21 protein-coding genes and 2 tRNA genes are annotated in these 23426 nt (G+C 70.3%); 5 read left to right on the plus strand and 18 right to left on the minus strand.

The features are described from left to right. Positions 1-48 precede the first annotated feature (48 nt). A tRNA-Leu gene (locus tag PG2T_RS07585) sits at positions 49-135 on the plus strand. A 259-nt stretch (positions 136-394) separates the two neighbouring features. Here the strand turns inward: PG2T_RS07585 and PG2T_RS07590 are convergent. The 8 genes from PG2T_RS07590 to miaA form a co-directional block, all read right to left on the minus strand. Then, entirely contained in the window at positions 395-1678 is a 1284-nt protein-coding gene (locus PG2T_RS07590) for an adenylosuccinate synthase (protein WP_068803919.1), read from the minus strand. 4 nt (positions 1679-1682) lie between these two features. Beyond that, the gene (locus tag PG2T_RS07595; RefSeq protein ID WP_068803921.1) at positions 1683-2831 is read right to left on the minus strand and encodes an ATP phosphoribosyltransferase regulatory subunit; all 1149 of its coding nucleotides are present in this window, start codon (positions 2829-2831) and stop codon (positions 1683-1685) included. A gap of 9 nt (positions 2832-2840) precedes the next feature. Continuing rightward, the gene (locus PG2T_RS07600; protein ID WP_068803923.1) at positions 2841-3026 is read right to left on the minus strand and encodes a DUF2065 domain-containing protein; all 186 of its coding nucleotides are present in this window, start codon (positions 3024-3026) and stop codon (positions 2841-2843) included. A 5-nt stretch (positions 3027-3031) separates the two neighbouring features. Then, positions 3032-3901: a protease modulator HflC gene (gene hflC, locus PG2T_RS07605; protein ID WP_068803925.1), complete on the minus strand. Its 870-nt coding sequence runs from the start codon at positions 3899-3901 to the stop codon at positions 3032-3034. After that, complete coding sequence (gene hflK, locus PG2T_RS07610) at positions 3898-5079, minus strand: FtsH protease activity modulator HflK (RefSeq protein WP_068803926.1); 1182 nt, start codon at positions 5077-5079, stop codon at positions 3898-3900. Before hflK ends, hflC begins: the two co-directional genes overlap by 4 nt. Before the next feature lie 43 nt (positions 5080-5122). Further along, positions 5123-6394, minus strand: coding sequence for a ribosome rescue GTPase HflX (hflX, locus tag PG2T_RS07615; protein ID WP_236953318.1), 1272 nt, complete (start codon positions 6392-6394; stop codon positions 5123-5125). A 76-nt stretch (positions 6395-6470) separates the two neighbouring features. Further along, positions 6471-6734, minus strand: coding sequence for an RNA chaperone Hfq (gene hfq / locus PG2T_RS07620; RefSeq protein WP_068803928.1), 264 nt, complete (start codon positions 6732-6734; stop codon positions 6471-6473). A 138-nt stretch (positions 6735-6872) separates the two neighbouring features. After that, complete coding sequence (miaA, locus tag PG2T_RS07625) at positions 6873-7802, minus strand: tRNA (adenosine(37)-N6)-dimethylallyltransferase MiaA (protein WP_068803930.1); 930 nt, start codon at positions 7800-7802, stop codon at positions 6873-6875. Between the two features lie 98 nt (positions 7803-7900). On the opposite strand from miaA, the gene PG2T_RS07630 reads away from it, so the two are divergent. From PG2T_RS07630 to PG2T_RS07640, 3 genes are read left to right on the plus strand one after another with little or no spacing between them, the layout of a single operon-like run. Next, positions 7901-9157 carry a CinA family nicotinamide mononucleotide deamidase-related protein gene (locus tag PG2T_RS07630; RefSeq protein ID WP_068803932.1) on the plus strand — a complete coding sequence of 419 codons (1257 nt, stop codon included), beginning with the start codon at positions 7901-7903 and terminating at the stop codon, positions 9155-9157. Beyond that, entirely contained in the window at positions 9150-10880 is a 1731-nt protein-coding gene (locus PG2T_RS07635) for a sensor histidine kinase (RefSeq protein WP_083214821.1), read from the plus strand. Before PG2T_RS07630 ends, PG2T_RS07635 begins: the two co-directional genes overlap by 8 nt. Beyond that, positions 10877-12208, plus strand: coding sequence for a sigma-54-dependent transcriptional regulator (locus PG2T_RS07640; RefSeq protein WP_068803934.1), 1332 nt, complete (start codon positions 10877-10879; stop codon positions 12206-12208). The genes PG2T_RS07635 and PG2T_RS07640 overlap by 4 nt, the downstream gene beginning before the upstream one ends. A gap of 13 nt (positions 12209-12221) precedes the next feature. Here the strand turns inward: PG2T_RS07640 and queG are convergent, their stop codons facing one another. From queG to PG2T_RS07665, 5 genes are all read right to left on the minus strand, one after another. Further along, positions 12222-13295 (minus strand): tRNA epoxyqueuosine(34) reductase QueG, encoded by a 1074-nt coding sequence (gene queG, locus PG2T_RS07645; RefSeq protein WP_068803936.1) that lies wholly within the window; start codon positions 13293-13295, stop codon positions 12222-12224. Beyond that, a complete protein-coding gene (locus PG2T_RS07650) occupies positions 13292-13636 on the minus strand; it encodes a hypothetical protein (RefSeq protein WP_202816460.1) in 345 nt (114 codons plus the stop codon). The genes queG and PG2T_RS07650 overlap by 4 nt, the downstream gene beginning before the upstream one ends. A gap of 66 nt (positions 13637-13702) precedes the next feature. Continuing rightward, entirely contained in the window at positions 13703-14635 is a 933-nt protein-coding gene (locus tag PG2T_RS07655; protein WP_068803938.1) for a carbohydrate kinase family protein, read from the minus strand. 32 nt (positions 14636-14667) lie between these two features. Beyond that, complete coding sequence (gene gcvPB, locus PG2T_RS07660) at positions 14668-16113, minus strand: aminomethyl-transferring glycine dehydrogenase subunit GcvPB (RefSeq protein WP_068803940.1); 1446 nt, start codon at positions 16111-16113, stop codon at positions 14668-14670. A 105-nt stretch (positions 16114-16218) separates the two neighbouring features. Beyond that, a tRNA-Arg gene (locus PG2T_RS07665) sits at positions 16219-16295 on the minus strand. A 171-nt stretch (positions 16296-16466) separates the two neighbouring features. Here PG2T_RS07665 and PG2T_RS07670 point away from each other — a divergent pair. Continuing rightward, on the plus strand, positions 16467-16967 hold the full coding sequence (locus tag PG2T_RS07670; protein WP_145931040.1) for a c-type cytochrome: 501 nt from the start codon (positions 16467-16469) through the stop codon (positions 16965-16967). An 89-nt stretch (positions 16968-17056) separates the two neighbouring features. Here PG2T_RS07670 and fabB read toward each other — a convergent pair whose 3' ends face one another. From fabB to recG, 5 genes are all read right to left on the minus strand, one after another. After that, on the minus strand, positions 17057-18277 hold the full coding sequence (fabB, locus tag PG2T_RS07675) for a beta-ketoacyl-ACP synthase I (protein WP_068803942.1): 1221 nt from the start codon (positions 18275-18277) through the stop codon (positions 17057-17059). After that, positions 18274-18816: a 3-hydroxyacyl-[acyl-carrier-protein] dehydratase FabA gene (fabA, locus tag PG2T_RS07680; protein WP_241270814.1), complete on the minus strand. Its 543-nt coding sequence runs from the start codon at positions 18814-18816 to the stop codon at positions 18274-18276. The genes fabB and fabA overlap by 4 nt, the downstream gene beginning before the upstream one ends. A 167-nt stretch (positions 18817-18983) precedes the next feature. Beyond that, entirely contained in the window at positions 18984-20444 is a 1461-nt protein-coding gene (gene ubiD / locus PG2T_RS07685) for a 4-hydroxy-3-polyprenylbenzoate decarboxylase (RefSeq protein ID WP_068803945.1), read from the minus strand. Then, on the minus strand, positions 20441-21319 hold the full coding sequence (ubiA, locus tag PG2T_RS07690; RefSeq protein WP_068803947.1) for a 4-hydroxybenzoate octaprenyltransferase: 879 nt from the start codon (positions 21317-21319) through the stop codon (positions 20441-20443). Before ubiA ends, ubiD begins: the two co-directional genes overlap by 4 nt. Before the next feature lie 4 nt (positions 21320-21323). Further along, positions 21324-23411, minus strand: coding sequence for an ATP-dependent DNA helicase RecG (gene recG, locus PG2T_RS07695; RefSeq protein WP_068803949.1), 2088 nt, complete (start codon positions 23409-23411; stop codon positions 21324-21326). Between the last annotated feature and the right edge of the window lie 15 nt (positions 23412-23426).

Consider the following 23426-nt stretch of genomic DNA (forward strand, 5'->3'; position numbering starts at 1 on the left):
CGGTAGAATGCCGCGCTCGCTTCGGTCCGCAGGGGTCGGGGCGGATCGGCCGAGATGGCGAAATTGGTAGACGCGCTAGCTTCAGGTGCTAGTGGGGGAAACCCCGTGGAGGTTCAAGTCCTCTTCTCGGCACCATCCTTGATGGTGCATGCCGGCCGGATATAACCGTGCGCACCGCGGGCGCTTTGAGCCCGCACCACAAACCCGCCCTTCGGCGGGTTTTGCGTTTCTGGCGCTGGCGCGGCGCTGTTTGAGAAGAAATGCACGTCCTGTGCATTTCTTCTGTCGCAAGTCCGGTACACGCCCGGACTCGCTCCCGCATATCAGGCACTTGCGTGCCCGATATGCGACCGGCCATCCCTGGCCGGGCCGAGAGCTTGAATGTCACACGCTCTCAATCGAACGGATGGCGCAGCACGATGGTGCGCGAACGCTCGGCGCCGGTTGATACCATGTCGACCGGTACGCCCAGCAGTTCTTCCAGCCGGCGCAGGTAGCGCACTGCGTTGGCCGGCAGTTGATCGAAGCCGCTGGCGGCGCTGACGCCCTGCCAGCCGGGCAGTTCCTCGTAGACCGGCTCGCAGGCGGCCAGCGCGTCGGCGTCGTACAGGCCGAACTGCCCCGAACCGCCGCGGTAGTCGGTGCAGATCTTGACCGTGTCCAGGCCGTCCATCACGTCGAGCTTGGTGATGCACAGGCCGCTGACGCCGTTCAGCTGCACGCTGCGGCGCATGGCGACGGCATCGAACCAGCCGCAGCGGCGCGGCCGGCCGGTGGTGGCGCCGCGCTCGGCGCCGACATCCGCCAGGTGCCGGCCGACCGCGTCGAACAGCTCGGTCGGGAACGGGCCGGAGCCCACGCGCGTGGTGTAGGCCTTGGTGATGCCAAGCACGTAGCCGATGGCGGTCGGGCCGACGCCGGCACCGACCGCGGCCGCGCCGGCGATGGTGTTGGACGAGGTGACGAACGGATAGGTGCCGTGGTCCACGTCCAGCAGCGTGCCCTGCGCGCCCTCGAACATGACCGGCTTGCCGGCCGCCATCAGCTCGTGCAGCAGGCCGGGCACGTCATCCACCAGCGCGCGCAGCGCCTCGCCCCAGGCCAGGGCCTGCTTGAGCATGGGTTCGAGTTCCAGCGCCGGCTGGCCGAAGCGCTGCGTGAGCAGGAAGTTGTACAGGTCCAGCAGCTCGCGCAGCTTGGCCTCGCAGCGCGCCGGCTGCAGCAGATCGCCCATGCGCAGCGCGCGACGGGCCGCCTTGTCCTCGTAGGCCGGGCCGATGCCGCGGCCGGTGGTGCCGATCTTGCCGGCGCCCAGCGCCAGCTCGCGCGCCTGGTCGAGCGCCACATGACAGGGCAGGATCAGCGGGCAGGCCGGGCTGATGCGCAGGCGCGAGCGCACGTCGACGCCGGCCGCTTCCACCTCGGCAATTTCCTTGAGCAGCGCATCGGGCGCCAGCACCACGCCGTTGCCGATCAGGCACAGCACGCCGGGGCGCAGGATGCCCGACGGCAGCAGGTGCAGCACCGTCTTGACGCCGCCCACCACCACCGTGTGGCCGGCGTTGTGGCCGCCCTGGAAGCGCACCACCGCGGCGGCCTGCTCGGTCAGCAGGTCGACCACCTTGCCCTTGCCCTCGTCACCCCACTGGGTGCCCACCACGACAACGTTCTTCGCCATCTGCCTATCCTGCGTCTTGCAGCGCCCAGCCGCCGTCGCACGGCACGATGCGTGCGCCGACCGGGCCAGTGTCGCTGCCGGGGAGTTCATAGACCACGGTTCGGCCGTCCGCCCGCAGGCCTTCGACCAGTGCCGTGAGTGTGGGGTCACTGGACCAGGGCGCCAGCACCGGCAGCGCCTGCGGCGCCGGCGCGCCGAGCAGTCGTTTCAGGTCGGCGCTGAAGCCGGTGGCCGGGCGGGCGCGGCCGAAGACCCCGCCGACGCCGTCATAGCGGCCACCCCAGGCCATGGCCTGGCCGTAGCCGGCGCCGTAGGCGGCGAACACGATGCCGGTGTGGTAGTGGTAGCCGCGCAACTCGGCCAGATCCACGAACAGCGGCAGCTGCGGCTCGAAACGCAGCAGCGCGTGGCTGATGGTTTCGAGCTCCTCCAGCGCTGCGGTCACCGGCTCCGGCACGCCGGGCAGCATGGCGCGCAGCGCCGGCAGCCGGTCGATGGGCCCGAAGCACTGCGGCAGATGAACGAACCAGTCCCGCATCGCCGCCGCCAGGCCCAGGCCCGACACGAAGTCGGCGATGTCGGCGCGCGCCTTGCGCTGCAGCAGCTCGAACAGCGTGTGCTCGGCGTCGGTGTCCAGCCCGGCGGCGCGGCTCAGGCCGCGGAAAATGCCGACGTGGCCGAGGTCCACGTGCACGCTGTCGTGACCGGCCGCCCGCAGCGTGGCCAGCATCAGGCGCAGCACCTCGACGTCGCTCTCGGGGCCGCCGTGACCGTACAGTTCGGCGCCGACCTGCATGGGGTTGCGGCAGGCGCCGGGGGCCGCCTCCTGCGCCGTCAGCACCGAGCCCAGATAGCACAGCCGGGCCGGCGCCGGGTCGCTGTCGCGGGCATCGATGCGCGCCACCTGCGGCGTGATGTCGGCGCGGATCGCCAACAGTCGCCCGGACAGCGGGTCGGTGACCTGAAAGGTCTGCTGCGCCAGATCCGCTCCGGTGCCGGTCAGCAGCGCGTCCGCGTATTCCACCAGCGGCGGCATCACAAGCCGGTAGCCCCAGGCGGCGAACAGGTCCAGCAAGCGCCGCCGTGCGCCTTCCAGCGCCTGCGCCTGCGGCGGCAGCAAATCCTCGATGCCGGGCGGCAACAACCAGCGCATGGGCGACCTTCAGCGCACCAGCTGCAGCAGCAGCAGGCCGACCAGCATGCTGCCCAGGCCGGCCAGGCGCAGCGCCCGGTCCGGCATCTGGCTGGTCAGGGCCGCGGTGCGGCGCAGCATGGCCGGACTCAGGAACGGCACCACGCCTTCCAACACCAGCACCAGGCAGAAAGCTGCCGCCAGATCGTGCACGATCGGTCTCAGCGCGCGCCCGCGCGGGCGTTGTCGAAATAACGGAAGAACGCGCTGTCCGGGTCCAGCACCAGCAGGTCACGGCTGGTGCCGATGCTGCTGCGGTAGGCTTCCAAGCTGCGATAGAAATCGTAGAAATCGGTGTCCTGGCCGATTACCTCGGCGTAAAGCGCCGCCGCATCGGCGTCGCCCTGGCCGCGCAGGCGTTGACCGTCGCGCTCGGCCTGCGCCAGCAGCAGCGTGCGCTCCTTGTCGGTCTGGGAGCGGATGCGCTCGCCTTCCTCGGCGCCCTTGGCGCGCAGCTCGGCGGCCACACGCTTGCGTTCGGCCTCCATGCGGGTGAAGACCGAGCTGCTGACTTCGGGAGGCAGATCCACGCGTTTGAGACGCACGTCGATCACCTCGACGCCGAATTCGGCCGCCCGCTTGCTGGCCTGCTCACGCAGGATGCCCATGATCTCGCCGCGGTCGCCGCTGACCGCCTCCTGCACCGTGCGCTTGCCGAACTCGTTGCGCGACAGGTCGTTGACCATCTGCGCCAGGCGCGTGTTGACGTCGCCGGCACCGACCGACACGAAAAAGCGCTTGGTGTCGGCAATGCGCCACTTGACGAAGGAATCGACCACCACATTCTTCAGCTCGCTGGTCTGGTAGCGCACGGGACCGCGATCCAGCGTCTGGATGCGGCCGTCGTACTTGACGATGCTGTTGATGAAGGGTGTCTTCACCTTCAGGCCCGGCGGCAGGTCGGCGGCAATGACCTCGCCCAGGCGGAACAGCAGCACCCGCTCGCGTTGGTCGACCGTGTAGAAGGTCGCATTGATCAGCACCAGGGCCAGCAGGAGGAGGGCGCCGATGATCGGCAGACGATTGCTCATGGGCGGGGCTCCCGGCCGCGCACGTAGTCGGTGCGCTCGCGCGACGGTCGTATCGGCAGGCTGATGGGTGGCGGCGTCGGGACGGCCGTCTGGGCGGTTGCGGCCGGCTCGCTGCTGCCGGACGACAGCAGCCGATCCAGCGGCAGCACGGTGAGCTTGCCGGCATCGCCGCTCATCAGCACCTTGGGCGTGCGCGACAGCACCTGTTCCATGGTTTCCAGGTACAGGCGCTGGCGGGTCACCACCGGCGCCGCCCGGTACTGCTCGGCAATCTGGGCGAAGCGGGCAGTGTCGCCCTCGGCGCGGGCGATGATCTGGCCCTGATAGGCCTCGGCGTCGGCGAGGATGCGCGCCGCCTCGCCACGGGCCCGCGGGATGACTTCATTGCGGTAGGCCTGGGCCTCGTTGATCAGGCGCTGCTCGTCCTCGCGGGCCTTGACGGCATCGAAGAAACTTGCCTGCACCGGCTCGGGCGGCTGCGCGTCCTGCATGTTGACGGAGGTCACTTCGATGCCGGTCTGGTAGCGGTCGAGGGTTCCCTGCAACAGCAGGGCGGCCTGCTGGGTGACCGCGTCGCGACCTTCGGTCAGGATGAACTCCATGCGGCTCTTGCCGACCACCTCGCGGATCGCCGACTCGGCGACCTGCTGCACGGTCAGGTCCGGGTCGCGCACCTTGAACACGTAGTCGGCGGCGTCCTTGACGCGGTACTGCACGGCCAGCTTCACGTCGACGATGTTCTCGTCAGCGGTCAGCATCTGCGACTCCTGCGTCACGTCGGCTTCGGTGCGGCTGCGCGCCTGGTTGCGGTAGCCGACCTCGGCGGTGCGGATCTCGCCGATGTTCACGCGCAGCACGCGCTCGACCGGATACGGCAGGTGCCAGCGCAAACCAGGTGTGGAGGTGCTGGCGAATTTGCCAAAGCGCAGCACCACGCCGCGCTCGCCCTCGCGGACCATGTAGAAGCCGGAGGCCAGCCACAGGGCCACCAGCAGGCCCAGCAGTCCGCCCCACAGGGCCGGCGGCGGTCCGCCGGCGGTGTTGTTGCCGGAGCCGGAATTGCCGCCGAAACGCTTGCGCAGCCGGCGAAACACCTCGTCCAGGTCCGGCGGTCCAGCGTCGGCACGCCGACCCCACGGGTCGCGATTGCCGGACCCGCCCGGTTCGTTCCAGGCCATCAATTTCTCCTGAGTGCCGGGGGGGGCCGGCGTTTGGGGGCGCTTATTGTTCCACAGGTCGCGCGCGGGCCGGCAGGACCTGGGCGGCAGCCAGCAGCGGCGCCAGCTGCCCCAGTTCGCGGCGGCGGATGTCGAACTCCACCTGCCAGCCGCCGTCGGCGTCGAACTGCTCGTGCCGCACCTGTGCCAGGCGAAACACCTGCGCGCGCAGGCGCCCGTCGCAACGGGGCAGGTGCAGGCTCTGGTGCGAGATGCCGTCCGCAAAGCGCTCGCCGATGGCGTCCCGCAGCAGATCCAGACCCGCACTGCTGCGTGCCGACAGCCATACCCGCTCGGGGCCGCCCAGCTCGCCGCCGCTGCGCAGCGGCGCGCGGGTGGTCAGGTCGATCTTGTTCATGACCTCGATCTGCGGGATGTCGCCGGCGCCGATGTCCTGCAGCACGCCGTTGACCTGCTGCAGCATCAGCTGGCGCTGGTCGTCGCGGGAGGCGTCCACCACGTGCAGCAGCAGGCTGGCGCTGCGGACCTCTTCCAGCGTGGAGCGAAAGGCCGCCACCAGGTCGTGCGGCAGGCGGCGCACGAAACCGACCGTGTCGACCAGTACCAGCGGTTCGCAGTCCGGCAGTTCCAGGCGGCGCAGGGTGGAGTCGAGCGTGGCGAACAGCAGGTCGGCGGCGAACACGTCGGCCGCCGTCAGCGCGTTGAACAGCGTCGATTTGCCACTGTTGGTGTAACCGACCAGCGCCACGGTAGGCGTTTCGCTGCGCGTGCGCTGACGGCGGCTGTTGATGCGCTGGCCGACCAGGCGCTCCAGGCGCGTTTCGAGCTGGCGCAGGCGGGCGCGCAGCAGGCGACGGTCGGTTTCCAGCTGGCTCTCGCCGGGGCCGCGCAGGCCGATGCCGCCTTTCTGGCGCTCGAGGTGAGTCCAGCCGCGCACCAGGCGGGTGGACAGATGGCGCAGCTGCGCCAGTTCGACCTGCAGCTTGCCCTCGTGCGAGCGCGCGCGGCGGGCGAAGATGTCCAGAATCAGGCCGATGCGGTCCACCACCTGGCACTTGAGCAGGCGCTCCAGGTTGCGCTCCTGGGATGGGCTCAGCGGGTGGTTGAAGATGACCAGTTCGGCGCAGGCGTCGGCCACCTGCTGCGCCAGTTCGGCCGCCTTGCCGCTGCCGATGAACAGCGCCGGGTCGACCTGCGCGCGCCGGCAGGTGAGAGTGCCCACCACCTGGCCGCCGGCGGCGCGGGTCAGTTCCAGCGCCTCGGCCAGGTCGTCCTCGAGCGGGATGTCGGCGCCCGGCAGCTCGACCGCCACCACGATGACCCGCTGCGCGGGCGCCGCCGTTGCCCCGTTCGCACCTGCCGGGGCGGGCGCGGCGGGGTCGGTGGTCAGCTTAAGAATCGCTTGCCTCCTCGCCAGCCGCTTCCTCACCCTCGACCACGGTCGGAACGCGCACCGGCCGCCCCGGTACCACGGTCGAGATGGCGTGCTTGTAGATCATCTGCGATACGGCGTTCTTGAGCACCACGACGTACTGGTCGAAGGCCTCGACATGGCCCTGCAGCTTGATGCCGTTGACCAGGAAGATGGAGACCGGAATGTGCTCCTTGCGCAGCTGGTTCAGGAACGGATCCTGCAGGCCCTGGGATTTTTTCATTTGTGTAGTCCTCGCGTGTGAACAGGCCATGGCGGCTGGCCCGCATCGTCAGTGTAGCAATATGGGTGCCGGCCGCCGCCGGTTCAAGGCGGCCGGCGACCGTCGCTTCGACCGCGCCGTGGTGCGAGGGTTCGCCGCTCAGGCGGCGCCCTTGCCGATCAGGGCACGGATCAGGCCACAGGCCCGGTCGAGCACGCCGCGGCCGGCCGGGTCCAGCCAGTGCCCGTGCGGGTCGCCGCGCAGCCAGGTCAGCTGGCGCTTGGCGTACTGGCGGCTGGCGGTCTTGGCGGCTTCGACCAGGGTCGGGTAATCGGTTTCACCGGCCAGATGGCTCCACATCTGGCGGTAGCCAACCGCCCGCAGGGCCGGCAGATCGCGGCTGTAGCCGGCCGCCCGCAGGCGCGCGACCTCGTCCTGCAGACCGGCGACGAGCATGGCCTCGAGGCGCGCATCGACGGCCGCGTACAGCGTGGCCCGGGCCGGCGGCGCCAGGATCAGGCGCAGTGCAGGCGGATGGGCGGCTTGTGCGGCCTGCGCCTGCCAGGCACTGAGCGGCCGACCGGTGAGGCGGTACACCTCAAGGCCGCGACTGATGCGCTGGCGATCGGCCGGCGCGATGCGCGCCGCCGCTGTCGGATCGACGCCGGCCAGCTCCGCGTGCAATGCCGGCCAGCCGCGCGCGGCGGCTTCGTCTTCGATCGCCAGCCGCAGCTGCGGATCGGCGGCCGGCAGCGTCGCCAGGCCCCGCTCCAGTGCGCGAAAGTACAGGAAGGTGCCGCCGACCAGCAGCGGCACCCGGCCGCGGGCCTCGATCTGCGCGATCAGGCGCAGCGCGTCGTCGCGAAATTCGCCCGCCGAGTAGGGCTGGTCCGGATCGCGAATGTCGATCAGGTGGTGCGGCACGGTGGCGCGCGTGGCGGCGTCGGGCTTGGCGGTGCCGATGTCCATGCCCCGATAGACCTGGCCGGAGTCCACGCTGACGATCTCGCACGGCAGGCGACCGGCGATGGCCAGCGCCAGCGCCGACTTGCCGGAGGCGGTCGGACCGAGCAGAAAGACGGCGGGCATGGCATGGCGGCGGGCGGCGGGGCGCGAAGTTTACGGCGCGCAAAGGCGCACGGCATACTGCCCGGCGTTGTCCGGCCCTTCACCCGCGAGCGTCCAGCGTGAGTATTCCCAGACTGACCGCCTGCATCGTCAGTACCGGCGAGGAGGTGCTGCGGGGTGAACTGATCGACAGCAACAGTGCCGAGCTGGCGCGCCAGCTGGGCGAGGCCGGTTTCGAGATCCAGCTCATGCTCACGGCCGGCGACCGGCGCATGGATCTGGACTTTGTCCTGCGCACGGCACTGGACCGCGCCGGCTGGGTGTTCATGACCGGCGGCCTGGGGCCGACCGAGGACGACCTGACCGCCGAGGTGGTGGCGCAGCTGGCCCAGGTGCCGCTGCAGTTCGACCTGCCAAGCTGGCAGCATGTGGAGCGCCGCTTCGCCGAGTTCGGCATCCCGCTGACCGAGAACAATCGCAAGCAGGCGATGTTTCCGGCCGGGGCGCAGATTCTGGCCAACCCCAACGGCACGGCGCCGGGTTTCGTGGCAAGTCTCTCGCTGGCCGGCGATGAGCGGCGCGTCGTGGCGCTGCCCGGGCCGCCGCGCGAGATGCAGCCCATGCTGCGCACCTTCCTGGCCAGCCTGCCGCAGGCGCGCAAGGCAACCCACAGCTTCATGCGTTTTCTGGGCATCGGCGAGTCCAGTCTGGCCGAGGCCATGCGGCCGTGGGCCGACCAGAACATCGAGCTCGGCTACCGGGCGATCTTCCCGGAACTGGAACTGAAGCTGTACGACGCCAGCGAGGCACAGATCCACAGCCTGCGCGCCTTCGCGCTGGAGAATTTCGCCGACTACCTGCTCGATTTCAGCTCCTTGGGCACGCCCGAGCTGTTCGCGCGCTACCTGACCGAAACCGGCCAGACCTTTGCCGTGGCCGAGTCCTGTACCGGCGGCCTGGTGGGCAAGATCATCACCGACCTGCCGGGCGCGTCGGCCTATTTCCTGGGCGGCGTGGTCAGTTACGCCAACAGTGCCAAGCACGACCTGCTGGGCGTGGACGCGGCCACGCTGGCCGAGCACGGCGCGGTCAGCGAGCCGGTGGCGCAGCAGATGGCGCGCGGCGTGCGCGAGCGCTTCGGCGCCGACATCGGCCTGTCGATCACCGGCATTGCCGGTCCGGACGGCGGCACCGACCAGAAGCCGGTCGGCACCGTCTGGTTGGGCCGGGCGGATGCCCACGGCACCGCCGCTCGGCACCGGCAGTTCGTGCGCGGGCGCGAATGGGTGCGCACCTTTGCCGCCCACGACGGGCTGCGCTGGCTGATGCGCGACTGGCTGCAGGCGCGCTGGCGGGCTACCGTCGGCGGTGGCTGAGGTCACGCGCCAGCGCCCCGGGCCGGCGCCGGCTCGCGGGTCTGGTCACCGTCGGGCGCGGGCTGGCGGCGGCGATTCCGAGGCGGCAGCCGAAGGCCAATCCCAGGATTTTTCGGGCGAGGGTCCCAGCAGTGCGCTGGTCGGCCTGGCGGGGGGGGATCCGCAGGATCGGCTCACCTGGCGTCCGCTGTTCTGGTTCAACCTGCTGCGCCTGGGCAGTGCCGGGATGCTGCTGGGCCTGAGCCTGCTGCAGCCGCCGTTGAAGCCGCTGGGCAGCGCCGAGCCGCACCTGTATCGCCTGGCCGCCGTGGCCTACCTGAGCGGCGCCGTGCTGGGCCTGGTGGCGCTCGCGCTGCGCTGGCCGCGCTTCAATCTGCAAGTCACCCTGCTGGTTGCGGCCGATGTCGCGGCCATCACCGTGCTCACCCACGCCAGCGGCGGGCTTGCCAGCGGGCTTGGCATCCTGCTGGTGGTGGTGGTGGCCGGTGGCGGCCTGCTGGTGTCCGGCCGGCTGGCCTTTCTGTATGCCGCCCTGGCCGCCCTGGCGGTGCTCGGCGAGAGCCTGTACCGGGTCAATATGCTCGACCTGGCGCCGACCTATACCCAGGCCGGTCTGCTGGGCGCCACCTGCTTTGCCGCCGCCGTGCTGGCCTTCGAGATGGCGCGCCGGGTGCGGCGCAGCACCCTGCTGGCCAGCGATCGGCGGGCCGAGGCGCTGGCGCTGGTGCGCCTGAACGACGAGATCATCCAGCGCATGCAGACCGGGGTCCTGGTCATCGACGCGGCACAGCGCATCCGTCTTGCCAACGGCTCGGCGGCGCGCCTGCTCGGACGCCGCATCGGCCCCGCCAGCCGGCTGCCGGAAGTGGCGCCGCAGCTGGATCGGGCCCTGACCCTGTGGCGGGGTGGCCAGGAGCCCCGGCCCGGCAGTCCCACCGACGCCTGGGTGCCGCGCTTTGCGCCGCTTGGCAGCGGTCAGTCCGCAGACGTGCTGATCTTCCTGGACGACATGGCGACCCTGAACCAGCAGGCGCAGTTGCTGAAGCTGGCCGCGCTCGGTCGCCTGGTGGCCAGCATCGCCCATCAGGTGCGAAACCCCCTGGGCGCCATCAGCCACGCGGCCCAGCTGCTGGGCGAGGATGCCCGACTGGGCGCCGATCAGCAGCAGCTGGTCGAAATCCTGCTGCGCCAGAGCGGGCGCGTGAACCAGATCGTCGATGAGGTGCTGGCGCTCGGGCGGCCGCAGCGGGTGGAAACCGAATTGCTGGAGCTCGGGCCCTGGCTGGCGCAGGTCATCGATGCCTACTGCGCCAGCCGCGCGGTGCCGCGCCGCGCCATTGCACTGAGTGTCGAGTCGGACGCGGTGACGCGCGGCACGCCGGGGCAGCTGCAACAGGTGATCGAGAACCTGCTGGACAACGGCCTTCGCCATGCGGCGCGCGCGGCCCATCCGCGGGTAAGCGTGCGCGCCCGCCAGTCGGCATCGCGCGACCGGCCGCTGATCGAGGTCGAGGACCGCGGCCCTGGCGTGCCGCTGGCCGAGCGTGACCGATTGTTCGAGCCGTTCCACACCAGCCGCGCCGACGGCACCGGGCTTGGTCTGTTCATGGCGCGCGAGCTGTGCGCCGCCAACCAGGCGCGCATCGAGTACTACACGCCGGCGGCCGGCGGGGCCGGCTTTCGCATCGTGCTGGCGGACCGCCGGCGCAGGCAGCTGATATGAACGCCCTTCCCGAAGACGCGCCGCGCGTGCTGATCGTCGACGACGAGCCGGACCTGTGCGAGCTGCTGGCCATCACCCTGCGCGGCATGGGCCTGCAAAGCGACAGCACCGGCACCCTGGTCGCCGCCAGGCAGGCCCTGACCGACGCCAGCTACCGCCTGTGCCTGTGCGACCTGCGCCTGCCCGACGGCAGCGGCCTCGAGTTGATCGAGCACATCCAGCGCACGCAGCCGCACCTGCCGGTGGCCATGATCACCGCCCACGGCGATGTCGGTGCGGCGGTGGCGGCCATGAAGGCCGGTGCGTTTGATTTCGTCAACAAGCCGGTCAACGTGCAGGGCCTGCGGGGCCTGATCGATCAGGCGCTGCGGCTGTCGCGGGTGCGGGCCGAGGCCGGCACCGTGCCAAGCCTGATCGGCGAATCGCCGGCCATGCAGGCGCTGCGGGTCATGGTCGCCAAGCTCGCGCGTAGCCAGGCGCCGGTGTTCATCCGCGGCGAGTCGGGCGTCGGCAAGGAGCGCGTGGCGCGCTTGATTCACGCCCAGGGCGCGCGCGCCAGCGGACCGTTCGTGCCGGTCAACTGCGGCGCCATTCCGGAACATCTGCTGGAAAGCGAGCTGTTCGGGCACGTCAAGGGCAGCTTCACCGGCGCCAGCGCCGACCGCGAGGGCCTGTTCCAGACCGCCGCCGGCGGCACGCTGTTCCTGGACGAAATCGGTGCCGTGCCGCCGGCCATGCAGGTCAAGCTGCTGCGGGCGCTGCAGGAGCGGGCCGTGCGCCCGGTCGGTGCGCGTCAGGAAATACCGGTCGATGCGCGTGTGCTCAGCGCCACGCATGAGGATCTGGCCGCCCTGGTGCGTGACGGGCGCGTACGCCAGGACTTCTACTACCGCATCAACGTCATCGAAGTCACCGTGCCGCCGCTGCGCGACCGGGCGCAGGACATCCCGGCGCTGGCGGCCGATCTGCTGGCGCGCATGGCCGGCGGCGAGCGGCTGGAGCTGACGCCCGCTGCCTTGACGGCCCTGCAGGGCTATGCCTTCCCGGGCAACGTGCGCGAGCTGGAAAACATCCTGGAGCGTGCCGCCGCGCTGTGCGAGGGGCCGCAGATCGACCGCGCCGACCTGCACCTGCCGGCCGCCTGCGAGTACCCGCCGCAGGGAGGCGCCGGCGGTGACGATCTGGACGCCGAACTGGACGGCGTCGAGCGCGCCCGCATCGTGGCGGCGCTGGAAGCCACCCGCTACAACCGCACCGCCGCCGCCGCGCGCCTGGGCCTGACCCTGCGCCAGTTGCGCTACCGCATGCTCAAGCTGGACTTGAACTGACGCTCTGGCCTGCTCAGCCGGCGCCATGCCGCTGCAGCGCCCAGGCGACATGCTCGGCCACCAGTGGCGAGGCGCTGTCGCCATGCCGCCGCAGGCAGGCCACGGTGTCGGCATCGCCGGCCGGCGCGTTGCCCAGCGCCACGGCGATGTTGCGCTGCCAGCGCTGGTGACCGATGCGCCGGATGGCCGAGCCGGCCAGGCGGGTGTCGAACTGGTCCGCGGTCCAGTCCATCAGATCGATCAGCCGCGGCGCGTCCAAACCATGCCGGGGCGCGAAATCCGCCTCGCCGGTCGGGCGCGCGAACTTGTTCCACGGGCACACCAGCTGACAGTCGTCGCAGCCGTAGATGCGGTTGCCCAGCAGCGGGCGCAGCGGCTCCGGGATCGGCCCCGGATGCTCGATGGTCAGGTACGAGATACAGCGCCGGGCGTCCAGCACGTAGGGCGCCACGATGGCGCCGGTCGGGCACACGTCGATGCAGGCGCGGCAGGTTCCGCAATGGCCGCCGGCCGGCGCGTCCAGCGGCAGCGGCAGGTCGGTGTAGATCTCGCCCAGAAAAAACCACGACCCGCCGCGCGCGTCGATCAGGCAGGTGTGCTTGCCGATCCAGCCCAGGCCGGCCTGCTGGGCAAGCGGCTTTTCCAGCACCGGCGCGCTGTCGCAAAAGACGCGGTAGCCGAACGGGCCGATCAGGGCGGCGATGCCGTCCGCCAATGATTGCAGGCGCTGGCGGACCCGCTTGTGGTAATCCCGGCCCAGCGCATAGCGCGACACGTAGCCCAGCGTCGGTGATTCCAGCACCGGCCAGGGCGCGGCGGCGCCGTGCGGCCAGTAGTCCATGCGCACCGAGATCACCCGCAGCGTGCCGGGCACCAGCTCGGCCGGCCGCGAGCGCTTTGCGCCGTGGCGGGCCATCCACGCCATGTCGCCGTGATAGCCGCGCGCCAGCCAGTCGGTCAGATGCTGTTCGGCCACGGCCAGGTCCACGCCGCCGATGCCAAGGCCGGTGAAACCCAGCTCCGTGGCCAGGGTACGCAGCGTGGCCGCCAGGGCGGTGGGATCGGGGGCGGCAGGCGCGGGGTTCATGGCAACTGCGCGTCGATCCGCTCCCAGCGTTTGTCCGTGACCATCACGAAGCTGCAACGGTCCTCGGACAGGTTCGCCCACAGGCCGCCGATCAGGCGATCGCCTTCGGCTCCCGCCCAGCGATCCGCGCCCGTGTACTCGACCGCCAGGATCGGCCCCGGCTGGTCCGCGGTGCCGGGCGGCTGACACAGGAAATCCGGGCAGAAGCGGCCATCGGCCTTCTGCCGGAAGAACGAACTGCCTTCGCGCCGAACCGGATGGCGTACCCAGAACCGGATGCGGCCTTTCTGCGCCTGCGTGCCCAGCCAGCGGGTGCATTGGAAGTCTTCCCGGGCGTTCATCGATCGTTTCGGCGCCGATGTCATGCCGGTGTTCAGGCCTGCCGACCCCGCGTGATGGTGGCCGGCCTAGAAGCCGTGGCCGAATTCGGCCACGAAACGGCGCTCGAAGTCCTCGCGCGTGAAGTGGTGGTTCTGCGTGCCGTGGTGCTCGATCTTGAGCGCGCCCAGCAGCGAGGCGATGCGCCCGGTGGTCGGCCAGTCCAGTTTGTGCAGCAGGCCGTACAGCAGGCCGGCGCGGTAGGCGTCGCCGCAGCCGGTGGGGTCGTTGACGGCAGCCGGCGTCACGGCCGGGATGTCGATGCGGTGGCCGCCAGCGTAGATGCTGGATCCCTTGCTGCCGCGGGTGACGATCAGCGCCTCGACGCGCTTGGCGATGTCGCCGGCCGACAGTTCGGTGCGCGTCTGCAGCAGTTCGATTTCGTAATCGTTGACGGTGATCCAGGTCGCCTGGTCGATGAAGCCGAGCAGGTCGGCCTTGTCGAACATCGGCAGTCCCTGGCCGGGATCGAAGATGAACGGCACGCCGGCCTCGGCGAATTCCCGCGCGTGCAGCAGCATGCCGTCGCGGCCGTCCGGGGCGACGATGCCGATGTCCACGGCCTGCACGTCGGCCAGCGAGTTGCGATGCGACTCGTTCATGGCGCCGGGGTGAAAGGCGGTGATCTGGTTGTCATCTAGGTCGGTGGTGATGAAGGCCTGGCCGGTGTAACTGCCGGGTACCTCGGTGACGTGACGGCGGTTGATGCCGTGTTTGTCCAGCCAGTCGCGGTAGGGCGCGAAGTCCTCGCCGACGGTGGCCATCGGCAGCGGATCGCCGCCGAGCAACTTCAGGTTGTAGGCGATGTTGCCGGCGCAGCCGCCGAACTCGCGGCGCATCTGCGGCACCAGGAAGGACACGTTCAGGATGTGTACCTGGTCCGGCAGGATGTGGTTCTTGAAGCGGTCCTGGAACACCATGATGGTGTCGTAGGCCATCGAGCCGCAGATCAGTGCGCGCAATGCAGTCTCTCCCATGAGTGAATGGCCGCCGCTCAGGCCGGACGCCAGGCCAGGTCCGGCTGGCGCGCGGCGCGCACCTCGTCCAGCCGCCGCACCGGCAGCGTGTGCGGGGCACCGCGCAGCAGGTCGGGTTGTTCGCGTGCTTCCCGGGCAATCTGGATCAGCGCGTCGACGAAGCCGTCCAGCATGTCACGGGTCTCGGTTTCGGTCGGCTCGATCAACAGGCATTCGGGCACCAGCAGCGGGAAATACACGGTCGGCGCGTGGTAGCCGTAGTCGAGCAGGCGCTTGGCGACATCCAGCGCGCTGACGCCCAGCTCCTGCTTGGAACGGCGCAGGGTGACGATGAACTCGTGGCTGGCGCGCCGGTTGGGGAAGGCCAGATCGAAACCGGCCTCGCGCAGCCTGGCCTGCAGGTAGGCGGCGTTCAGGGTGGCGAATTCGGCCACCCGTCGCATGCCCTCGCGCCCCAGCAGGCGGATGTAGACCCAGGCCCGCAGCAGGATGCCGGCGTTGCCGGCAAAGGCCGACAGGCGGCCGATGGTTTGCGGCCGGTCGGCCTCGGTCAGCCAGCGGTAGCGATCGCCCTCGCGCGCCACCATCGGCACCGGCAGGAACGCCAGCAGGCGTTCGCTGACGCCGACCGGGCCTGCGCCCGGCCCACCGCCGCCGTGCGGCGTGGCGAAGGTCTTGTGCAGGTTAAGGTGCACCACGTCGAAGCCCATGTCGCCCGGGCGCGCGTGACCCAGGATGGCGTTCAGGTTGGCGCCGTCGTAGTACAGCAGGCCGCCGGCTTCGTGCACCACGCGCTGGATGTCCGCTATCTGGCGTTCGAACACGCCCAGCGTCGACGGGTTGGTCAGCATCAGGCCGGCCGTGTGCGGGCCGACGGCGGCGCGCAGGGCGGTCAGGTCCACGTCGCCCTGGGCGTCGGTCGGAATCTCGCGCACCTGATAGCCACACATCACGGCGGTGGCGGGGTTAGTCCCGTGCGCCGCGTCCGGCACCAGGATTTCGCGCCGCGCCGCATCGCCGCGGCTGCGATGGTAGGCCTCGATCATGGCGATGCCGGCCAGTTCGCCCTGGGCGCCGGCCAGCGGCGTCAGCGACACGCCGGCCATGCCGGTGACGCGCGCCAGGATGTCCTGCAATTCCCACAGGCAGGCCAGAAAGCCTTGTCCGGTGGCGGCGGGCGCCAGCGGGTGGCGGTCGCGCAGCACCGGCCGCAGGGCCAGCTCGTTGGCCGCCCGCGGGTTGTACTTCATGGTGCAGGAGCCCAGCGGATAGAAGTGCGTGTCGATCGAGAAGTTCTTCTGCGACAGGCGCGTGTAGTGGCGCACCGCCTGCAGTTCGGATACTTGCGGCAGCGGCGGCGGGCTGGTGCGCAGCAGCGCCGCAGGCAGGTCGTCGGGTGTCGGCGCCGGGGCGACCTGCGCCCCATTGGCGCGGCCGGCGATGGACTGGTCAAAGATCAGCATGGGAGCAGCGACATGCGGGCACCGGCCGGGGATTGCGACACGCGCCGGGCCGGTCGAGGCAGGCCTTGCGCCGCCCACGCCACGACCGCCGACACACAAGGAGACTGGTGCGCCCTAGAGGATTCGAACCTCTGACCTTTGGCTTCGGAGGCCAACACTCTATCCAGCTGAGCTAAGGGCGCGGGGCGTGAAGTTTAGCAGGATGTCCGGGGCGGGCCGCGACGGAAGGGCTGACTTGATGGCGGGCAAGGCGGCTGAACCTTCTTATCGGAAGCCGGTCGGTGGCCGGTATACTTGCGCCCGCTGCGTTGGCAGCGTCCCCAAGCCTGTTTCTGTTCCTGCAAGGAGTTTTTGTGAACGCCCATTCCGCCCCGGCTGGCGACAATTCCGCCAGCGCCTTCACCGTTGTTCTGCTGTCCCTGGTTGCCCTCACGTTCCTGATTGCCGGTATTGCCGTGTTCGCGGTCGGTGCCATGCGCCCGGCCAAGGTCGACCCGAGCGTCGCCGCCCTGGCCAACGAGCGCATCAAGCCGGTCGGTGAAGTGCAGATCGGCGGTCCCGGCGCGCCGGCCGGCGGCATGGCCGCCACCGCCGCGGCCGATGCCGGACCGGTGGATGGCGCCGCCGTCTACCAGCAGGCCTGCTTCTCCTGCCATGCCTCCGGTGTCGCCGGCGCGCCCAAGCTCGGCAGCGCCGAAGACTGGACGCCGCGCATCGCGCAGGGCATCGAGGTGCTGCACCAGCACTCGCTGCAGGGCATTCGCGCCATGCCACCCAAGGGTGGTTTCATGAACCTGAGCGACGCCCAGGTTCAGGCCGCGGTCGATTACATGGTGGCGCAGGTCAAGAAATAAGCCGCGCCTGGATTATCGCGACCAACAAAAAGGCGGGGTCGGCATTGCCGGCCCCGCCTTTTTCATGTGGCCGCTTTCGGGCTGGGGCTTCAGCCGTTGTAGCGGCGCAGCACCAGTGTGGCGTTGGTGCCGCCGAAGCCGAAGCTGTTCGACATCACCGTATCCAGACGCACACCGTCGCGCAATTCGCGCACCAGCGGCAGGCCTTCGGCCGCCGGATCGAGCCGCTCGATGTGCGCGGACGGCGTGATGAAACCGCCGCGCATCATCAGCAGGCAATAGATGGCCTCGTGCACGCCGGCGGCGCCCAGCGAATGGCCGGTGAGCGACTTGGTGGAACTGAATGCCGGAACCTGTTCCCCAAACACCTCGCGCACGGCCTCCAGTTCGCGACTGTCGCCGACCGGCGTGCTGGTGCCGTGGGTGTTCAGATACTCGATGTCCGTGAGCGGAATGTCGCCCAGCGCCTGACGCATGCAGCGCACCGCCCCTTCACCGGACGGCTGCACCATGTCGAAGCCGTCCGAGGTGGCGCCATAGCCGACCAGCTCGCCATAAATCTTGGCGCCGCGGGCCAGCGCGTGATCGAGCGCTTCCACCACCACGATGCCGCCACCGCCGGAGATGACGAAGCCGTCGCGGTCGGCGTCGTAGGCACGGGAGGCGACCGCGGCGCGATCGTTGTAGGCCGACGACAGCGCGCCCATGCCGTCGAACAGCACCGATTCGGTCCAGTGCAATTCCTCGCCGCCGCCGGCGAACACCACGTCCTGCTTGCCGGCCTGGATCAGCTCCGCGGCGTTGCCGATGCAGTGGGCGGAGGTGGCGCAGGCGGACGAGATGGAATAGCCCACGCCCTTGATCTTGAAGGCGGTGCCCAGGCAGGCGGCGACCGTGCTCGACATGGTGCGCGGCACCATGTACGGCCCGACGCGGCGGGCGCCTTTCTCGCGCAGGGTGTCTGCTGCCAGCACGGTGTTGGCGGTCGAGGCGCCGCCGGAGCCGGCAACCAGGCCGGTGCGCGGATTCGAAACCTCGGCCTCGGTCAGCCCGGCGTCGACGATGGCCTCGACCATGGCGATGTGCGAATAGGCGGCGGCATCGCCCATGAAGCGCAGCAGCTTGCGGTCGATGTGTTCCTCGGGCGAGATGCGCAGCGGGCCGTGCACCTGGCTGCGAAAGCCCAGCTCGCGGTATTCCTCGCTGAACTCGATGCCGGAACGGACTTCGCGCAGCGAATCTGCGACCTGTGCCTGGGTGGTGCCGATGCTGGACACGATGCCCAGCCCGGTGATGACGACGCGTCTCACGGTGCGCTCTCGAAGGTGTTGGTGAACAGGCCCACCCGCAGGCCGCTGGCGGTATAGATGGGGTTGCCGTCGACCGCCACGGTGGCATCGGCGATGCCCATGAACAGCTTGCGCTGGATCACGCGCTTCATGTGGATGTGGTAGCTGACCAGGCGCGCGGCCGGCGTGACTTCGCCGCCGAACTTCACTTCGTCGGCGCCCAGCGCCCGCCCGCGACCCGGGCCGCCGATCCAGCCCAGATAAAAGCCGACCAGCTGCCACATGGCGTCCAGGCCCAGGCAGCCGGGCATGACCGGATCGCCCTCGAAATGACAGCCGAAAAACCACAGGTCCGGCCGCACGTCCAGTTCGGCGCGAATTTCGCCGCGGCCGAACTGGCCGCCGTGGTCGCTGATGTGCGTGATGCGGTCGAACATCAGCATGGGCGGCAGCGGTAGCTGCGCGTTGCCGGGGCCGAACAGCTCGCCGCGCGCGCAGCGCAGCAGCTGGTCATGGCTGAAGGAGTCCACGCGCTGCGCGACGGCGGATGTTTCGGTCACAGTGTCTTCCGTGGCATGGGTCTGTAAGGGCATACACAGCCGGGCGTGTTTGCGGCAAAAAACGGCCTGATTATACGCACCCGCCAATGCCGGGCCGGGCCGTCAGCGATCGCAGACCACGGCCGGGCTTGCCGGTCAGCGGTGCGGGCTACCCGCCGGGCCCGGATTCACAGCCCCAGCTGCGCCCACAGGTCGTCCACCCGCGCCTTGACCGCCGCGTTCATCCGAATCGGCCGGCCCCACTCGCGCGTGGTCTCGCCGGGCCATTTGTTGGTGGCATCCAGGCCCATCTTGGAACCCAGACCCGGCTGCGGCGAGGCGAAATCGAGCGTGTCGATCGGCGTGCGCTCGGCCAGCAGGATGTCCCGGGCCGGATCGACGCGGGTGCTGATGGCCCATACCACGTCCTGCCAGCTGCGCACGTCGATGTCCTCGTCCACCACCACGACGAACTTGGTGTACAGGAACTGGCGCAGGGTCGACCAGACGCCGAACATCAGCCGCGACGCGTGCCCTGGGTACTGCTTGCGGATCGACACCAGCGCCACCCGGTACGAGCAGCCCTCCGGTGGCAGGTAGAAGTCCACCACCTCCGGGAACTGTCGGCGCAGCAGCGGCACGAACAGCTCGTTCAGCGCTGCCCCCAGCATGGCTGGCTCGTCGGGCGGCCGGCCGGTGTAGGTGCTGTGGTAGATCGCGTCACGGCGCCTGGACAGGCACTGCACGGTCAGCACCGGGTAGCGTTCGGTCTCGTTGTAGTAGCCGGTGTGATCGCCGAACGGGCCCTCGTCGGCCTCGTCGCCGGACCGGATCACCCCTTCGAGCACGATCTCGGCGCCGGCCGGTACGTCGAGGCCGCTGTCCGCACAGGCCAGAAGCTCGGTGCGCTCGCCGCGCAGCAGGCCGGCGAACTGGTACTCGGACATGCCGTCCGGAATCGGCATCACCGCCGCCAGCAGCGTGGCCGGGTCGGCACCCACCACCACCGCCACCGGAAACGGTTCGCCGGGCCGCGCCGCCTGCCAGGCCTGGTAGTCGAGCGCCCCGCCGCGGTGCGCCAGCCAGCGCATGATCAGGCGATTGCGGCCGATCAGTTGCTGCCGGTAAATGCCGACGTTCTGCCGCCCACCGTGCGGGCCGCGGGTGACCACCAGACCCCAACTCAGCAGCGGCCCGGCATCGTCCGGCCAGCAGGTCTGGATGGGCAGCGTGCCCAGGTCGACGGCTTCGCCCTCGAATACCTGTTCCCGAACCGGCCCGCTGCCGACGCGCCGCGGGCGCATGGCCAGCGCCTGTCGGTAGATCGGCAGTTGTCGCCAGGCCTCGCGCAGGCCGCCGGGCGGCTGGGGTTCGCGCAGCATGGCCAGCTGCTCGCCCAGCTCCCGAAGATCGGCGACCGTCTCGCGCCCTAGGCCCAGCGCCACCCGCCGCACGCTGCCGAACAGATTGGCCAGCAGCGGCATGGCGTGGCCGACCGGGCGCTCGAACAGCAGCGCCGGCCCGCCGGCCCGCAGCACGCGGTCGCAGATCTCGGTCACTTCCAGATGCGGGTCGACCGGCACGGCGATGCGCTTCAGCTCCCCCAGCGCCTCCAGGCGGGCAATGAACGCTCGCAGATCGCGGCTCACGGATTCATCCCGTAGTGGGCGGCAATGCCGGCGAACACCGCGGCACCGAACCAGTTGTTGGCCACGAAGGCCCTGAAGCAGGCGGCCGGCTCGCGGCGCCGGGCGAGGTACTGATGGTGCAGCGCCGTGAGCGCCGCCAGGCCGAGGCCGCCGTAGAACCACGGGCTCAAGCGGGCGTTCCAGCCGACCAGTGCCAGCGTGGCCAGGGCGCTTGCCTGCAGCACGCCGATGATCAGGCGGTCGTCCTCGCCGAACAGGATGGCAGTCGATTTGATGCCCACCTTGATGTCGTCGGCGCGGTCCGCCATGGCGTAGAAGGTGTCGTAGGCAACGGTCCAGAACACGTTGGCGATCAGCAGCAGCCAGGCGATGGGCGGCACCTTGTCCTGTACCGCGGCGTAGGCCATCGGGATGCCCCAGCCGAAGGCCAGGCCCAGATAGATCTGCGGCAGGTGCGTCAGGCGCTTGCCGAGTGGATAGGTCACGGCCAGCAGGGCACCGATCACGGCCAGTTCCTGGGTGCGCCGGTTCAGGGTGAGCACCAGCGCCAGCGAGGCCGTCAGCAGCAGCACGCAGATCACCAGCGCCTCGACGGGCCGGATGGCGCCGCGCGCCAGCGGGCGGTGGCGCGTGCGTTCCACATGGCGGTCGACATCGCGGTCGAGGTAATCGTTGATGGCGCAGCCGGCCGAGCGCATGGTCAACACGCCGGCCGTGAACACGGCCAGGATCTTCGGATCCGGCAGGCCGTTGCTGGCCAGCCACAGCGCCCACCAGGTCGGCCACAGCAGCAGCAGGCTGCCGATCGGCCGGTGCAGGCGCGTCAGCTCGGCATAGGCTTGCAGGCGCGCGGCCAACCACCGCCAGGCGGTCATCGGCTCACACCTCGCCGTAGGCCAGGCCGCGGCCCAACCAGCGGTCGATGAGCCTTGGCACCGCCGCGGGCGCTTCCTGTTCCAGGCGGCTTGCCAGCGCCGGCAGGCGCGTCAGCAGCGCCCGGTCGCGCTCCAGGTCAGCCACCCGCAGGTTGATGGCGCCGGTCTGGCGCGTGCCCAGCAGCTCGCCGGGGCCACGCAGGTCAAGGTCGCGGCGGGCGATCTCGAAACCGTCGCTGGTCTCGCGCATGGCCGCCAGCCGCGCGCGCGCCTCGCCGGACAGCGGTGGTTGGTAGAGCAGCACGCAGCGGCTGTCGGCGCTGCCGCGTCCCACCCGGCCGCGCAGCTGATGCAATTGCGCCAGGCCCAGCCGCTGGGCGTGATCGATCACCATCAGCGTGGCGTTGGGCACGTCCACGCCAACCTCGATCACGGTGGTGGCAACCAGCAGGTCGGTTTCGCGGCGCTGGAAGGCCCCCATCACGGTTTCCTTGTCGCGGCTTTTCATGCGCCCGTGCAGCAGGCCGATGCGCAGCTGCGGCAGTGCCGCCGTCAGCTCCGCGGCCGTCTCGGTGGCGGCCGACAGGGCGAGTACTTCCGATTCCTCGATCAGCGGACAGACCCAGTAGGCCTGCTCGCCGCGGGCGCAGGTGGCGGCAATGGCGGCCAGCAGTTCGTCCTTGCGCCGGCGCGGCACGGCCAGGGTCTGTACCGGTGTGCGACCGGGCGGCAGCTCGTCGATGACCGAGGTGTCGAGGTCGGCGTAGAAGGTCATGGCGAGCGAGCGCGGGATGGGGGTGGCGGTCATGATCAGCTGGTGTGGCGCCTGCGCGCCGTCGTCGCCCTTGGCGCGCAGGGCCAGACGCTGGTGCACGCCAAAGCGGTGCTGTTCGTCGATCACCACCAGCCCTAAGCGCGCAAAGCGCACATCGTCCTGGAACAGCGCGTGCGTGCCCACCACCAGTGGCGCGCGGCCGGATTCGATATCGGCCAGGATGCCGGTGCGCGTTCGCCCGCCATGGCGCCCGGCCAGCCAGACCGGATCGATGCCCAGCGGCGGCAGCCAGCGACAGAAGTTTCGAAAATGCTGCTCGGCCAGCAGCTCGGTCGGCGCCATGATGACCGCCTGCCAGCCGGCCTCGACCGCCTGCAGCGCGATCGCCGCTGCCACCAGCGTCTTGCCGGAGCCCACATCCCCTTGCAGCAGGCGCAGCATGGGATGGGGCTTGGCCAGGTCCGCCAGGGTCTCGTCGATGACGCGCCTCTGGGCGGCGGTGAGCGCGAATGGCAGCGATTCGAGCAAGCGCCCGCGCAGCGCGCCGCTGGCGGCAATCGAGGGTGCCCGGCGGGTCTGGCGCTGGCGCCGCCGCTGACGCAGGCTCAGGTGATGCGCCAGCAGTTCCTCGAGCGCCAGCCGGTGCAGGGCCGCCGGGCGCTGGTCGAGCGCGGCCGCAGCCGACGGCTGGTGCAGGCAGCGCAGCGCAGTCGGCAGATCCGGCAGCTGCTGCGCCGTGCGCAGGCCGGCCGGCAGCAGTTCCGGCAAGAACTGCTCGCAGCGCGCAAGCGCCGCGCCGATCAGGCGCCGCAGCGTGGCCTGCGTGAGCCCTGCGGTGGTCGGATAGACCGGCGTCAGCGTGGACTGCGGCAGCGGTTCGTCGGCGCCGCTCGGGAGCAGCCGATACTCGGGGTGGACCATCTCCAGCCGAAACGGCCCGGACCGGACCTCGCCATAACATTCCAGCCACACGCCCGCTTGCAGCTGCTGCAGCTGCGGCGGACGGAAGTGGAAGAACCGCAGCGTGATGCCGGCCTGCGCGTCGACCAGGCTGACCAGCAGCGCACGCCGGCGTCCCTGGCCGAGTTCGGCCGCTTCGATGCGACCGCGGATAAGCGCCTGCTGGCCCTCGCGCAGACTGCCGATCGGCACCAGCTGGCTGCGGTCTTCATAACGCAGCGGCAGGTGCAGCAGCAGGTCGGCCGGCTGGGTGATGCCCAGCAGCGCCAGTCGGCCGATCAGAGCGGAGCCCACCCCCGGCAGCGCGGCCAGGGCCGACGCCGCGGCAGCGGGCCGGCTGGCTGCGGCGGTAGCCATTCGCGAGTCGAGCGC

Source organism: Immundisolibacter cernigliae, assembly GCF_001697225.1.
GTDB classification, from domain to species: Bacteria; Pseudomonadota; Gammaproteobacteria; order Immundisolibacterales; family Immundisolibacteraceae; genus Immundisolibacter; species Immundisolibacter cernigliae.

Excerpts from the sequence above, each read along its gene's own strand:
- PG2T_RS07590 (WP_068803919.1), bottom strand. The coding sequence starts at position 1,678 with ATGGCGAAGAACGTTGTCGTGGTGGGCACCCAGTGGGGTGACGAGGGC.
- PG2T_RS07595 (WP_068803921.1), bottom strand. The coding sequence starts at position 2,831 with ATGCGCTGGTTGTTGCCGCCCGGCATCGAGGATTTGCTGCCGCCGCAG.
- hflC (WP_068803925.1), bottom strand. The coding sequence starts at position 3,901 with ATGAGCAATCGTCTGCCGATCATCGGCGCCCTCCTCCTGCTGGCCCTG.
- hflK (WP_068803926.1), bottom strand. The coding sequence starts at position 5,079 with ATGGCCTGGAACGAACCGGGCGGGTCCGGCAATCGCGACCCGTGGGGT.
- hfq (WP_068803928.1), bottom strand. The coding sequence starts at position 6,734 with ATGAAAAAATCCCAGGGCCTGCAGGATCCGTTCCTGAACCAGCTGCGC.
- miaA (WP_068803930.1), bottom strand. The coding sequence starts at position 7,802 with ATGCCCGCCGTCTTTCTGCTCGGTCCGACCGCCTCCGGCAAGTCGGCG.
- PG2T_RS07640 (WP_068803934.1), top strand. The coding sequence starts at position 10,877 with ATGAACGCCCTTCCCGAAGACGCGCCGCGCGTGCTGATCGTCGACGAC.
- queG (WP_068803936.1), bottom strand. The coding sequence starts at position 13,295 with ATGAACCCCGCGCCTGCCGCCCCCGATCCCACCGCCCTGGCGGCCACG.
- PG2T_RS07650 (WP_202816460.1), bottom strand. The coding sequence starts at position 13,636 with ATGAACGCCCGGGAAGACTTCCAATGCACCCGCTGGCTGGGCACGCAG.
- gcvPB (WP_068803940.1), bottom strand. The coding sequence starts at position 16,113 with ATGCTGATCTTTGACCAGTCCATCGCCGGCCGCGCCAATGGGGCGCAG.
- ubiA (WP_068803947.1), bottom strand. The coding sequence starts at position 21,319 with ATGACCGCCTGGCGGTGGTTGGCCGCGCGCCTGCAAGCCTATGCCGAG.
- recG (WP_068803949.1), bottom strand. The coding sequence starts at position 23,411 with ATGGCTACCGCCGCAGCCAGCCGGCCCGCTGCCGCGGCGTCGGCCCTG.